The sequence below is a fragment of the Pseudomonas sp. GW821-FHT07B01 genome (genome assembly GCF_059419065.1).
The window spans coordinates 199,926-212,796 of the sequence record NZ_JBWKRA010000004.1; the positions used below are offsets into that span (position 1 = coordinate 199,926).

A 12,871-nucleotide genomic window follows, 5' to 3' on the forward strand; every position below is an offset into this window, starting at 1 on the left:
CCAGACGCATTGACTGACACACCGCATTCGCGAGCAAGCCCGCTCCCACATGGAATTGCGTATGCCTGGGCTAGTTCACCGTCAGAATCGGGCTACCCAACTTCTCCAGCAATGTCGCCTGCGCGCTGCGCGGGTTCTGGTTGCCGGTCGGGGTGTTACGCACGTAGCGACCATCCGACTGCAGGCTCCAGCTGTGGGTGTTGTCGGTGAGGTAGCTTTCCAGCTCCTTCTTGACCCGCATGATCAGCTTCTTGCCTTCCACCGGGAAGCAGGTCTCCACACGCTTGTCGAGGTTGCGTTCCATCCAGTCGGCACTGGAGAGGAACATCTGCTCTTCGCCGCCGTTGAGGAAGTAGAACACGCGGGTGTGCTCCAGGAAGCGGCCGATGATCGAGCGCACATGGATGTTATGGGACACGCCCACAATGCCGGGGCGCAGGCAGCACATGCCACGTACCACCAGGTCGATGCGCACACCGGACTGGCTGGCCTTGTACAGCGCGCGGATGATCTTCGGATCGGTCAGCGAGTTGAACTTGGCGATGATGTGCGCCGGTTTGCCGTCCAGGGCAAACTGGGTCTCGCGGGCAATCATGTCGAGCATGCCCTTCTTGAGCGTGAATGGCGCGTGCAGCAGCTTCTTCATGCGCAAGGTCTTGCCCATGCCGATCAACTGGCTGAACAACTTGCCGACGTCTTCGCACAGCGCGTCGTCGGATGTCAACAAGCTGTAGTCGGTGTAGAGCTTGGCGTTGCCGGCGTGATAGTTGCCGGTACCCAAGTGGGCGTAGCGCACGATCTCACCGGCTTCACGGCGCAGGATCAGCATCATCTTGGCGTGGGTCTTGAAGCCGACCACGCCGTAGATCACCACCGCACCGGCCGCTTGCAGACGGCTGGCCAGTTGCAGGTTGGACTCTTCGTCGAAACGCGCACGCAACTCGATCACCGCAGTGACTTCCTTGCCGTTACGCGCCGCATCTACCAGCGCATCGACGATTTCCGAGTTGGCGCCGCTGCGGTACAGGGTCTGGCGCACGGCCAGGACATGCGGGTCTTTGGCGGCCTGGCGCAACAGGTCGACCACCGGGGTGAAGGACTCGAAGGGGTGCAGCAGCAGGATGTCCTGCTTGCTCACCACGCTGAAGATGTTCTCGCTGTTTTGCAAAAGTTTCGGGATCTGCGGGGTGAACGGCTTGTATTGCAGCTCCGGATGGCTGTCCAAGCCAGTGATGCTGAACAAACGCGTCAGGTTCACAGGGCCGTTGACCTGGTACAGCTCGGATTCGGCCAGGTTGAACTGCTTGAGCAGGTAGTCCGACAAATGTTTCGGGCAGGTGTCCGCCACTTCCAGGCGCACCGCATCGCCATAGCGCCGTGAGAACAGTTCGCCGCGCAGGGCACGGGCCAAGTCTTCGACGTCTTCGGAGTCCAGCGCCAGGTCGGCGTTACGCGTCAGGCGGAACTGGTAACAGCCCTTGACCTTCATGCCCTGGAACAGGTCATCGGCGTGCGCGTGGATCATCGACGACAGGAATACATAGTTGTCGCCAGCGCCCCCTACCTCTTCCGGTACCTTAATGATCCGTGGCAACAGACGCGGTGCCGGGATGATCGCCAGGCCCGAATCGCGGCCGAAAGCGTCGATACCTTCGAGTTCGACGATGAAGTTGAGGCTCTTGTTCACCAGCAAGGGGAACGGGTGCGTCGGATCGAGGCCGATAGGCGTGATGATCGGCGAAATTTCGTCCCGGAAGTAACGGCGCACCCAGGTCTTGATCTTGGCGGTCCAGTGACGACGACGAATGAAGCGGACCTGGTGCTTTTCCAGCTCCGGCAGCAGGATGTCGTTGAGGATCGCATACTGGCGGTCTACATGGCCGTGCACCAGCTCACTGATACGCGCCAGGGCCTGGTGCGGTTGCAGGCCGTCGGCACCGGCTTGTTCACGGGCGAAGGTGATCTGCTTCTTGAGGCCGGCAACACGGATCTCGAAGAACTCGTCCAGGTTACTGGAGAAGATCAGCAGGAATTTCAGCCGCTCCAGCAAGGGGTAGGACTCATCCAGCGCCTGCTCGAGCACGCGAATGTTGAATTGCAGTTGTGACAACTCGCGGTGGATGTACAGGCTGCTGTCATCCAGGTTGGTGACCACGGCCACCGGCGCCGGCGCCGGCGCTTCGGCCACCACCGCAGGCGGTGCGGGCTCCAGCTCCGGCGGGGTCTGGGCGACTTGTTCAACCACCGGGTGAGCGTCTTTTACGGCAACTTCTGAGAGTCCTTCGGTATTCATCGAGTGTTCCTGTGAGGGCTATTGTTGCTCTCTAAGCAATTGGGCGGCGCGGGCGGCGAAGTAGGTCAGAATGCCATCAGCGCCGGCACGTTTAAAGGCAGTCAGGGATTCGAGGATCACCCCTTCACTCAACCAACCATTCTGGATGGCCGCCATGTGCATGGCGTATTCACCGCTGACCTGATAGACAAAGGTCGGCACTTTGAATTCCTCTTTGACCCGGTAAAGAATGTCAAGGTAGGGCATCCCCGGCTTGACCATCACCATATCGGCGCCTTCGGCCAGATCGGCAGCCACCTCGTGCAGGGCTTCCTGGCTGTTGGCCGGGTCCATCTGATACGAGGCCTTGTTGGCCTTGCCCAGGTTCAGCGCCGAGCCTACCGCATCGCGGAATGGGCCGTAGTAGGCGCTGGCGTATTTGGCCGAGTAGGCCATGATCCGCACATTGACGTGACCGGCCAGCTCAAGGGCTTCGCGAATCGCCTGGATGCGCCCGTCCATCATGTCCGACGGTGCAACCACCTGGGCGCCCGCAGCCGCGTGGGACAACGCCTGCTTGACCAGTGCATCGACGGTGATGTCGTTCTGAACATAACCGTCTTCGTCAAGAATGCCATCCTGGCCGTGGGTGGTGAAAGGGTCCAGGGCCACGTCGGTGATCACGCCCAGCTCCGGGAAACGCTCGCGCAGGGCACGGGTGGCACGCTGGGCAATCCCCTGGGGATTCCAGGCTTCGGCGGCGTCCAGGGTCTTGAGTTCGGCCGGGGTCACCGGGAACAGCGCCAGCGCCGGGATGCCCAATTCGACCCACTTCGCCGCTTCTTCAAGCAACAAATCAATGGTCAGACGCTCCACACCCGGCATCGACGCCACCGCTTCCCGGCGATTTTCGCCGTCGAGCACGAAAACCGGCAGGATCAGATCATTCGTGGTCAGTACATTTTCACGTACCAGGCGACGAGAAAAATCATCACGACGATTGCGACGCAGACGGGTGGCGGGGAACAGGCGATTGGCAGGGGTAAAGCTCACGACAGACTCCTGAGCCCGTGTTTACGGGCGAGCGTTGCAGTTATAAGCGGCCATTATGACGAATGAATGACAGTTGTGCTTATCGACGCGACCTGTAGTCCCATTCGTCATTTGCGTAGGAATTGTTCACTTCGTGACACATCTCGATACTTTCATGAATCTTCGTGAAGGCGTAGGCTGCGCGTTCATTTCGCCAGCACCCTAGACCATGCTTCAACAATTTCTGCATGACTTCGGCTACTTTGCCCTCTTTCTCGGCACGTTCTTCGAAGGCGAGACCATCCTTGTACTCGCAGGCTTCCTGGCGTTCCGCGGCTACATGGATATCAACCTGGTGGTGGTCGTTGCCTTTTTTGGCAGCTACGCCGGCGACCAGCTCTGGTACTACATGGGGCGCAAGCACGGCCGCAAGTTGCTGGCGCGCAAGCCGCGCTGGCAATTGATGGGCGACAAGGCACTGGAACATATCCGCAAGCATCCGGATATCTGGGTATTGAGTTTCCGCTTCGTCTACGGCTTGCGCACTGTGATGCCCGTGGCGATTGGCCTGTCCGGCTACCCACCGCTGCGCTACCTGGTTCTGAACGGTATTGGCGCGGCGATCTGGGCCGCAGCACTGGGGGCGGCGGCCTATCACTTCGGCGCGGTGCTGGAAGGGATGCTCGGCAGCGTCAAGAAATACGAGTTGTGGGTATTGGGGGCCTTGCTGGTGCTGGGCTTTGGCCTGTGGCTGCGCCGTCGCGTCAAGAATGCCCGCATCGCCCGCCAAGCCTGTGCCGAGGCCAAGGCTCGGCTGGCTAACGAGCCAGCCTCGGTCGAGACGCCTAAGACACCCACCGAGTAAGCCGGCTTCTGCAACAGTAGAGGCCGATGATACTGAGCAGGCTGTAGCTTGCCAGGCCCAGCCAGCCCAGGTTGCTGGCGGGCCACAACCCCACCAGCGGCGCCAGCCATACCAAGGGAACATTCAGCGCCAGGCGCGCCAGCTCGGCCTTCAGTGCCCATGGGCGATTCTCCAACGCCACGCCCAAGGTAAACAACCCCAGCGCCATCGTGCCCCAACCAAGGACCAGCGCAGTGGAGGGCAAGCCCTCACCGAAATTCATCAGATAGCTGCCAAACCCTACATAGGCCGCAAACTGCAAGGCGATGTAGACCTGTTGGCGCACGTCCAGCGGCACCTCGAATTTGCGGAACTGGCTCAGGTCCGGCTTGGCCATCGGGTACTTGGCCTTGACGTCCGCCGGCCGCCAACCGGTGCGCATGAACCAGATGCGCAGCTTGTCCCACCAACGCTCAGTACGCCTGGCGTCACTCCAGAGCTGCGCATAAAACTGCAGGTTGGCCCACAGCGGATTCCAACTGGCCAGGGGTGTGGTTACGCCGAAAATCACCGGTTCGTTATCGTCTTCCTCTTGGAAGGTGCCGAACAGCCGGTCCCAAATAATGAACACCCCGCCGTAGTTGCGATCCATGTAGAGAGCGTTCTGTGCATGGTGGGCCCGATGATTGGAGGGTGTGACGAAAAACCATTCGACCCAGCCGAGCTTGGGAACATGGCGTGTATGGACCCAGAATTGATACAGCAGGTTGAGCGACGCTACGCTGATAAACACCACCAGCGGCACACCAACCACCGCCAGGGGCAAGTAGAAGATCCAACTCAGCAGGAAACCGGTGCTGGTCTGGCGCAAGGCAGTGCTGAGGTTGTAGTCCTCGCTCTGGTGATGCACCGAATGCGCGGCCCACAGGATGTTGCGCTCATGGCCCATGCGGTGCAGCCAGTAGTAGCAGAAGTCATAGAACACAAAGGCAAACACCCAGGTCCAGGCACTCTGGGCCGACAATTCGAACAGCGCCAGGTGCTTGAGGGCGAACGCGTAAGTCAGCAGGCCCACGCCCTTGGTGAGCAAGCCTGTGGTGGTGGACAGCACTCCGGTGCTGAGGCTGTTGATGGCATCCGCCACTCGGTAGTTGCGCACGCCACGCCAACGGTCGGCCAGCAACTCCACCACGATCAGGGCAATAAAAAACGGTACTGCGTAAGGCACAAAGTCCATGGGCTAGTCCGGTCTATTTTTGTTACATCAAGATTAGGTGCAGCGACGTGAGTTCCCATTGGCAAGAGGTTACAAATTAGTAGACATTTAACGCCATGAATCAGGAGAAATGCCCATGAGCAAAAAGATTGCAGTGATCCTTTCCGGCTGTGGCGTGTACGACGGCGCAGAGATCCATGAAAGCGTGATCACCCTGCTGCGCCTGGACCAGCGCGGCGCTCAAGTGGAATGCTTTGCACCCGACGTAGCGCAGTTGCACGTGATCAACCACCTCACGGGCGAGGAAATGCCCGAATCGCGCAATGTGCTGGTGGAATCCGCGCGCATCGCTCGAGGCGCCGTGAAGGATATTGGCCAAGCCAACGCCGCAGACTTTGACGCGCTGATCGTGCCGGGCGGTTTTGGCGCGGCCAAGAACTTGTCGAACTTTGCCGTGGAAGGCGCCGGCTGCAGCATCAACCCCCAGGTACTGGCACTGGCTGAAGCCTTTGCCGAAGCGGGCAAGCCGGTGGGTTTGATCTGCATTTCGCCGGCCCTGGCCGCCAAGATCTACGGCCCTGGCGTGACCTGCACCATCGGCAACGATGCCGACACCGCCGCAGCCCTGGACAAGATGGGCGCCACCCACGTCGAATGCACCGTGGAGGACATCGTAGAGGACCAGGCGCGCAAGCTGGTGAGTACACCGGCCTACATGCTGGGCAAGAACATCAGCGAGGTGGCGTCCGGCATCAACAAGCTGGTGGATCGGGTGCTGGAGTTGACCCACGAGAACGACTGATGGGGATGCTCCTGTGGCGAGGGAGCTTGCTCCCGCTGGGTGGCGAAGCCGCCCCATCTAAGCTGACGCGGTGATTCAGATAAAACACTGACGACGGCTTTGGGGCTGCTGCACAGCCCAGCGGGAGCAAGCTCCCTCGCCACAGGTCAGGCTGGTTTCATCAAGCGGGTAAGGATTCGGTCCAGCGCATTGGCAAACGCCTGCTTGTCCTTTTCGCTGTGGGGCGGCGGGCCGCCGCCCATCTGGCCTTGCTCGCGCAGGTCGGTGAACAGGTTGCGCACCGCCAACCGCTCGCTCATGTTCGCAGGGCTGAACTCCTTGCCACGCGGGTCAAGGGCCGTCACGCCCTTCTTCACTAGGCGGTCGGCCAAGGGCACGTCGCTGCAAATCACCAGTTCGCCGGGCACGGCGTGCTCCACCAGGTAATCATCAGCGGCATCCGGCCCGCTGGGCACCACGATCAGCTTCACACAGGCAAAGCTCGGTTTGATCTGGCTTTGCCCTGCCACCAGCACTACCTCAAACTGGCGCTTGAGGGCAAACTTCACCACTTGGTCCTTGGCCGCCCGAGGGCAGGCGTCGGCGTCGATCCACACGCGCATGCTACGCCGCCGCCCGGTGCTTTTCGGTCAGGCGGCTACGGCCATACAACACCACAATCGCCAGGATCGCCACGGCCTGTGCCCCCAACGAGTACGCGTCGGCGTGGATGCCCAGCCAGTCGAAGTCAAAGAACGCCACTGGCCGCGTGCCGAAAATGCCCGCTTCCTGCAAGGCTTTCACACCGTGCCCGGCGAACACCACCGACAGCGCACACAGCAACGCGGCGTTGATGCCGAAGAACAGCGCCAGGGGCAACTTCGCCGAACCGCGCAGGATCACCCAGGCCAGGCCCACCAGCAGCACCAGCGCCGTGGCACCACCGGCCAGCACCGCGTTGTGCCCGGCAGGGCCGGCCTGCAGCCACAGGGTTTCGTAGAACAGGATCACTTCGAACAGTTCGCGATATACCGAGAAGAACGCCAGCACCGCAAACCCGAAACGCCCACCGCCGCCCACCAGGCTGCTCTTGATGTAGTCCTGCCAGGCCGCCGCGTGACGCCGGTCGTGCATCCACACGCCGAGCCACAGCACCATCACACTGGCAAACAACGCCGTGCAGCCCTCAAGCAACTCACGCTGGGCGCCGCTGACGTCAGTGACATAGGCCGCCAAGGCCCAGGTACCCAAACCCGCCAACAGCGCCAGGCCCCAGCCGACGTTGACGCTGCGCACCGCCGATTGCTGGCCGGTGTTACGCAGGAAGGCGAGGATCGCGGCCAGCACCAGTATCGCTTCCAGGCCTTCACGCAGCAGGATCAGCAAGCCGGAGATATAGCTCAACGACCAGCTCAGGCCATCGCCGCCCAGCAAACCAGCCGATTCAGTGAGTTTGCCTTTGGCCGCGTCCAAGCGTTGCTGCACCTGCTCGATAGGCAAACCGTCCTGCAACGATTGCCGATAGGCCATCAGGGCCTTCTCGGTGTCTTTGCGCACATTGGCATCGACGTTATCCAGGGAGCTTTCCACCAGCTCGAAGCCTTCCAGGTAGGCAGCGACGGATAGATCGTAAGCCTGCTCGTGGTCGCCGTTGCGGAACGCCGCGAGGCTCTTGTCCAGGGTGGCGGCGGTGTAGTCGAGCAACTGCGCGGGGCCACGCTGAACCTGCGGCGGTTGGGCACGTTGGGCGCGAAATGTCGCGGCAGCGTCAGGACCGTCAGCGGCGAGCACTTCATTGGGGGTCTGACGGGCCAGGTCGGCGAGGTTGAATGTCTGCTCGCCTTTGGCAGCGGCCGGGTCGGCCGTGAAGCCGGCGATATAGGTTGCCAGGTCCCAGCGCTGGCGGTCGTCCAGTTGGTCAGCGAACGACGGCATGTCGGTGCCTTCGACGCCCAGGCCGAGGGTGTTGTAGATCGCGTAGAGGCTCAGGCGATCCAGGCGCGTGGCATCGCGCAGGTTAGCGGGTGGTGGCGTCATGCCCATGCCTGCGGGGCCATCGCCGGCCCCTGCTGTGCCGTGGCACACCGAACAATGCTGGGCGTAGAGCGGCGCGCCGCGCGTCGGGTCCGGCGTGATGGCCGGGGCCTGGCTGACTTCATACGCCACGGCCAGCTTGGCACCCAATTGACGGGCCTGGCGGGCAACGCTCGCTCCATCCTGGTGGGCAGTGACCGCGGCCAGCAGCTCATCAACGCCCTTTACCAGCTCGGCGCGCTCAGGCTTGTCTGGCAACTCCGCCACCAGCCCCTGCAATACCCCGAGAAACTCGACTTGTTCGCGGTATTCCGAATCATCCACGACCTTGCCCGCTTCTACCGTCGGCGGGTAGTCGGCGCCAATGTAGTCGAGCAAATGCAGGGCTTGCGGCGCGCCCTCGGCGGTCGCGGCCGACAGATTGAGGCTGCACGACAGCAATGCCGGCAACACCAGCCAGGCGAGAAAGCGGAAAGGGGCGGTCATGAATGAATCTCAAGTGGAAATACGAAGTAACACTATTGTTGAGCTTTAATGGATTCGACTCAAGGTGTTATTTCATATCACCCTAAAACCAATGTGGGAGCGGGCTTGCTCGCGAATGCGGTGCTTCAGTCACTATTTTCTTTGACTGATATACCGTATTCGCGAGCAAGCCCGCTCCCACATTTTTGAGCCAGTCGCTTGGTCAGGCCGTGGCGCGATGCAGGCTCGCAAGGAAACCGGCAGCGCCGACAAACAAGCCAGCAAAGGTGCGGTTTACACGTTTCTGCTGTTTAGGCGTACGCAACAGGCGCAAGACTTTCGACGCCAACCCTGTGTAGCCCGCCATCACGATCATATCGACGCTGATCATAGTGGCACCGAGGATCAGGTACTGGATCAACAACGGCGCCTGCGGGTTCACGAACTGCGGCAGCACCGCCAGCATGAACACCAGCGCCTTGGGATTGCTGGCGTTAACCAGGAAGCCGCGGAACATCATCGCCATCGGTTTGCCGATCGGGCGCACGGCGGCGTCATCGGTCATGTCCATGGGCAGGGCACGCCATTGTTTGATGGCCAGATACACGAGGTAGGCCACGCCAAACCATTTGATCGCATAGAACGCAGTAGACGAGGCCGCCAGAATGGCACCCAAACCACCGGCGACCACCGCAATCTGCATCGCCAGGCCAAGTTGCAGGCCGATGGCGTTCCAGTAGCCACGCACAAAACCGTATTGCAGGCCGCTGGACATCGAGGCGATGGCACCGGCGCCAGGAGAAAGGGAGATGATCCAACTGGCCAGGAAAAAGGCCAGCCATGTATCGAGAGCCATTGCACACCTCGTAATGGAGTTAGCGGTTGTGCCTTAAGCTAACTCCAGCGACCAAAGGCTGGCTATAGATTTCTGTAGGAGCGAGCTTGCTCGCGCCTACAGGATATTAGTGCCAGACCCGGGCCAACGTCGCACCGAACGCTGGAAGAACAGACTATTGGGCACCTGCACCATCGCGCTGTTGGTCCCGGCTTCCTCGACTTCGATCAGCGTGGTGTAGAGCAAGTTGATCGCCACGACCCGGCCCTTCACGCCCGGTTTGTCGACGGTGTCCACCAACTCGACGATATCACCGAGGCGAAACGGCCCGACCGTGAAGATCAGGATCGCGCACAGCAGGTTGGACAGCACCGACCACATGGCGAAGAACGCCACGGCCGCCACCGCGACAAAGCCTGACAGGGCCGTCCACAACACCGTGGCAGACACACCCAGGCGGCCCAGCACAAAGATCAGCGCACTGCCCATGATCAGCCAGCGCAAGCCGCCCCGCAGGGGCATCAGCAATTGCGGCGGGAACGGGTAGCGCTCACCCAGGCGCGTAAGGCCTTTTGCGACGAAGCGCTGAGCCAGGTAGCCAGCCAGCAGGATCAGCAGGATTTGCACGCCGATCCAGATGGGCTCGATCCATTGCACCGGGACTGGCAATTGCAACGCTTCCATCAGGACAGCGCCTCCAGCTCCGCTTGCAGGGTTTCGAGCAATTCGAGGGCCTCCATCCAGGTTTCCTCCAATTGCCCCTCGCGCACCTTGAGCTTGGCCTGTTCGGCCAGCAGGTCACGCAGCTCGTCCTTGCGCGCCGCCTCGTACACGGCGCTGTCGCCCAGGCTGGCTTCGATCTTGGCCAGGCGCTCATGCACCTTGCCCAGTTCGGCTTCCAGCTTGTCGGCCTCACGCTTGTGCGGCGCCAACTGCTGGCGCAGCGCGGCGGCGGCCTGGCGCTGGGCTTTCTTGTCGGTCTTGTCCGGGTTGACCGGCGTGTTGCTGGCCGGCGCATTGCGCAGGCGGTACTCCGTCAGCCAGCGCGCGTAGTCGTCCAGGTCGCCATCGAACTCTTCGACCTTACCGTCGGCCACCAGCAGGAAGTTGTCGGTGGTGCTCTTGAGCAGGTGACGGTCGTGAGACACCACCAATACCGCACCGCTGAACTCCTGCAGGGCCATGGTCAGCGCCAGGCGCATTTCCAGGTCCAAGTGGTTGGTCGGCTCGTCGAGCAGCAACAGGTTCGGGCGATCCCACGCGATCAGGGCCAGGGCCAGTCGGGCTTTTTCGCCACCGGAGAAATTCAGCACAGGTTCGTCAATGCGCGCGCCACGGAAGTCGAAACCGCCAAGGAAGTCGCGCAGGGTCTGCTCGCGCTCGGTCGGCGCCAGGCGTTGCAGGTGCAACAACGGGCTTGCCTTGGCGTCCAGCGAGTCCAGTTGATGCTGGGCGAAGTAACCCACCACCGTGTTCTCGCCACGAGTGAGGCGACCGGCCAGCGGCTCAAGCTCACCCGAAAGGTTCTTGATCAGTGTCGACTTGCCTGCGCCGTTCGGGCCGAGCAAACCGATGCGTGCGCCCGGCGTGAGCTGCAGCTTGACCTTCTCAAGGATGGTTTTGTCGCCATAGCCAAGGCGAGCGTCCGAGAGGTCCAACAGCGGGCTGGAGATCTTCACCGACTCACGGAAGACAAAGTCGAACGGCGAATCGACGTGGGCCGCCGACAGCTCTTCCATGCGTTCCAGGGCCTTGATCCGGCTCTGGGCCTGGCGGGCCTTGGTAGCCTGGGCCTTGAACCTAGCGATGTAGCTTTCCATGTGCGCACGTTGCGCCTGTTGCTTTTCAAAGGCCTGTTGCTGCTGGGCCAGGCGTTCGGCGCGGGCGCGTTCGAACGCGGTATAGCCGCCACGGTAAAGGGTGATTTTCTTCTGTTCGACATGGGCGATGTTATCGACCACGGCGTCGAGGAAATCCCGGTCGTGGGAGATCAGCAGCAAGGTGCCCTGGTAACTCTTGAGGAAATCTTCCAGCCACAGGATCGCATCGAGGTCCAAGTGGTTGGTCGGTTCGTCGAGCAGCAGCAGGTCAGAGGGGCACATCAGCGCTTGAGCCAGGTTCAGGCGCATGCGCCAGCCACCGGAGAAGTCGGCGACCGGGCGGTCCATCTGTTCGTTGGTAAACCCAAGGCCAGCGAGCATCTTGCGAGCACGGGCGTCGGCGGTATAGCCATCGGCGCTGTCCAGCTCCGAGTGCAGGCGCGCCTGTGCGGCACCGTCCTGGGCTTTTTCGGCCTCAGCCAGGTCGTGCTGCACCTGGCGCAGGCGCAGGTCGCCATCGAGCACGTAGTCGATGGCGATGCGGTCCAGGGTGTCGATCTCCTGGCGCATATGGGCAATGCGCCAGTCGGCCGGCAGCAGGCAGTCCCCGGAATCCGGGGTCAGCTCACCCAGCAACAAGGCGAACAACGTGGATTTGCCGGCGCCATTGGCTCCGATCAGGCCGGCTTTGTGACCGGCGTGCAGGGTCAGCTCGGCGTCTTCAAGAAGACGTTGCGGGCCACGCTGTAATGTTAGGCTTTGAAGTCGGATCATAATGGCGGCGGAGTCTACCAGCTTCGTTGGCCGCTGGCTTGGGTGTGAATATGTGCGCTGACCTGTGGAGCTTTGCCCTTTCGACCTATGCCCGCCCGGGCGTGGAGGCCGCGTGCCTGCGCTTGCAGGAGCAAGGGGCAGACGTGTGCCTGTTGTTGTGTGGTGCGTGGCTGGAATGGCGAGGTGTGGCATATAAGCCCGAACGCGTTCAGGCACTGCAGCAGATTGCCCAGCCGTGGCGGGTGCAGGTTGTCGAACCCTTGCGACAAATGCGCGTGCAATGGCGAGCCTTGGCCCAGCAGGATGCGCAATTGGCATCGCTACGAGAGCAGGTCAAGACACTGGAGCTCGAGGCCGAAAGAACGTTGCTGGCGCGCTTGGAAGCGCTGGCGCAGACATGGCCGATCAATGAGGTGCCGGGTCAGCAAGGCTGGCTCGAAGGCCTGGCGACCGAAGCCGCCAACCTTGACCACGACGCGCTGCTGCAATTGCGCGTCATGGCCACCAACACTTAGGAAGCGCTGGTTGGGGTGGTGCTTGGCGCTACCGGTGCAGGGGTGCTGCTGGCCGATGCAGTTGGAGCGGTGGCGGCTGCCGGGGTGGCAGTGGGTGCTGCTGGAGCGGCTGGCTTTGCGGGCGCTGGCTTGGCGGCTGGCTTCACGGCTGGTTTAGCAGCAGCAGGTTTAGCGGCTGGCTTGGCAGCCGGTTTGACAGCAGCGGTTTTAGCGGCTGGCTTCGCGGCTGGTTTGGCAGCAGCGGTTTTAGCGACTGGCTTGGCAGCTGGTTTGGCAGCAGCAG

Annotated in this window: 12 protein-coding genes; 3 read left to right on the forward strand and 9 right to left on the reverse strand. The window is 61.7% G+C overall.

Going from position 1 to position 12,871, the window contains the following annotated elements; all coding sequences use genetic code 11:
• Positions 1-70: 70 nt before the first annotated feature.
• Complete coding sequence (gene ppk1, locus AC07S6_RS06730; protein WP_014720431.1) at positions 71-2,293, reverse strand: polyphosphate kinase 1; 2,223 nt, start codon at positions 2,291-2,293, stop codon at positions 71-73.
• 18 nt (positions 2,294-2,311) lie between these two features.
• Complete coding sequence (gene hemB, locus AC07S6_RS06735; protein ID WP_057975313.1) at positions 2,312-3,325, reverse strand: porphobilinogen synthase; 1,014 nt, start codon at positions 3,323-3,325, stop codon at positions 2,312-2,314.
• 208 nt (positions 3,326-3,533) lie between these two features.
• On the opposite strand from hemB, the gene AC07S6_RS06740 reads away from it, so the two are divergent.
• Positions 3,534-4,169 carry a DedA family protein gene (locus AC07S6_RS06740; protein WP_197882682.1) on the forward strand — a complete coding sequence of 212 codons (636 nt, stop codon included), beginning with the start codon at positions 3,534-3,536 and terminating at the stop codon, positions 4,167-4,169.
• Here the strand turns inward: AC07S6_RS06740 and AC07S6_RS06745 are convergent.
• Positions 4,150-5,385: a sterol desaturase family protein gene (locus tag AC07S6_RS06745; RefSeq protein ID WP_495111957.1), complete on the reverse strand. Its 1,236-nt coding sequence runs from the start codon at positions 5,383-5,385 to the stop codon at positions 4,150-4,152. The two genes, AC07S6_RS06740 and AC07S6_RS06745, sit on opposite strands and share 20 nt — an antisense overlap.
• Positions 5,386-5,500: 115 nt before the next feature.
• Between AC07S6_RS06745 and elbB the strand changes: the two genes are divergently transcribed.
• Entirely contained in the window at positions 5,501-6,166 is a 666-nt protein-coding gene (gene elbB / locus AC07S6_RS06750; RefSeq protein WP_294195179.1) for an isoprenoid biosynthesis glyoxalase ElbB, read from the forward strand.
• Positions 6,167-6,312: 146 nt separating this feature from the next.
• Here the strand turns inward: elbB and AC07S6_RS06755 are convergent, their stop codons facing one another.
• The 5 genes from AC07S6_RS06755 to abc-f form a co-directional block, all read right to left on the reverse strand.
• Positions 6,313-6,768: a YaiI/YqxD family protein gene (locus AC07S6_RS06755; RefSeq protein WP_105228932.1), complete on the reverse strand. Its 456-nt coding sequence runs from the start codon at positions 6,766-6,768 to the stop codon at positions 6,313-6,315.
• A 1-nt stretch (position 6,769) separates the two neighbouring features.
• Positions 6,770-8,665 carry an FTR1 family protein gene (locus AC07S6_RS06760; RefSeq protein ID WP_495111958.1) on the reverse strand — a complete coding sequence of 632 codons (1,896 nt, stop codon included), beginning with the start codon at positions 8,663-8,665 and terminating at the stop codon, positions 6,770-6,772.
• Positions 8,666-8,867: 202 nt separating this feature from the next.
• On the reverse strand, positions 8,868-9,500 hold the full coding sequence (locus AC07S6_RS06765) for a LysE family transporter (protein WP_005792425.1): 633 nt from the start codon (positions 9,498-9,500) through the stop codon (positions 8,868-8,870).
• A gap of 96 nt (positions 9,501-9,596) precedes the next feature.
• On the reverse strand, positions 9,597-10,163 hold the full coding sequence (locus tag AC07S6_RS06770; RefSeq protein WP_003195372.1) for a mechanosensitive ion channel family protein: 567 nt from the start codon (positions 10,161-10,163) through the stop codon (positions 9,597-9,599).
• Positions 10,163-12,073: a ribosomal protection-like ABC-F family protein gene (gene abc-f, locus AC07S6_RS06775; RefSeq protein WP_014720438.1), complete on the reverse strand. Its 1,911-nt coding sequence runs from the start codon at positions 12,071-12,073 to the stop codon at positions 10,163-10,165. The genes AC07S6_RS06770 and abc-f overlap by 1 nt, the downstream gene beginning before the upstream one ends.
• Positions 12,074-12,123: 50 nt before the next feature.
• Here abc-f and AC07S6_RS06780 point away from each other — a divergent pair, with 50 nt between their 5' ends.
• Complete coding sequence (locus AC07S6_RS06780; protein ID WP_197882698.1) at positions 12,124-12,588, forward strand: TIGR02444 family protein; 465 nt, start codon at positions 12,124-12,126, stop codon at positions 12,586-12,588.
• Here AC07S6_RS06780 and AC07S6_RS06785 read toward each other — a convergent pair.
• Positions 12,585-12,871: hypothetical protein (locus AC07S6_RS06785; RefSeq protein WP_495111959.1), on the reverse strand; the 287-nt coding region annotated here is incomplete at its 5' end. The two genes, AC07S6_RS06780 and AC07S6_RS06785, sit on opposite strands and share 4 nt — an antisense overlap.

Excerpts from the sequence above, each read along its gene's own strand:
- ppk1 (WP_014720431.1), bottom strand. The coding sequence starts at position 2,293 with ATGAATACCGAAGGACTCTCAGAAGTTGCCGTAAAAGACGCTCACCCG.
- elbB (WP_294195179.1), top strand. The coding sequence starts at position 5,501 with ATGAGCAAAAAGATTGCAGTGATCCTTTCCGGCTGTGGCGTGTACGAC.
- AC07S6_RS06740 (WP_197882682.1), top strand. The coding sequence starts at position 3,534 with ATGCTTCAACAATTTCTGCATGACTTCGGCTACTTTGCCCTCTTTCTC.
- AC07S6_RS06745 (WP_495111957.1), bottom strand. The coding sequence starts at position 5,385 with ATGGACTTTGTGCCTTACGCAGTACCGTTTTTTATTGCCCTGATCGTG.
- AC07S6_RS06770 (WP_003195372.1), bottom strand. The coding sequence starts at position 10,163 with ATGGAAGCGTTGCAATTGCCAGTCCCGGTGCAATGGATCGAGCCCATC.
- abc-f (WP_014720438.1), bottom strand. The coding sequence starts at position 12,073 with ATGATCCGACTTCAAAGCCTAACATTACAGCGTGGCCCGCAACGTCTT.
- AC07S6_RS06755 (WP_105228932.1), bottom strand. The coding sequence starts at position 6,768 with ATGCGCGTGTGGATCGACGCCGACGCCTGCCCTCGGGCGGCCAAGGAC.
- AC07S6_RS06760 (WP_495111958.1), bottom strand. The coding sequence starts at position 8,665 with ATGACCGCCCCTTTCCGCTTTCTCGCCTGGCTGGTGTTGCCGGCATTG.
- AC07S6_RS06780 (WP_197882698.1), top strand. The coding sequence starts at position 12,124 with ATGTGCGCTGACCTGTGGAGCTTTGCCCTTTCGACCTATGCCCGCCCG.
- AC07S6_RS06765 (WP_005792425.1), bottom strand. The coding sequence starts at position 9,500 with ATGGCTCTCGATACATGGCTGGCCTTTTTCCTGGCCAGTTGGATCATC.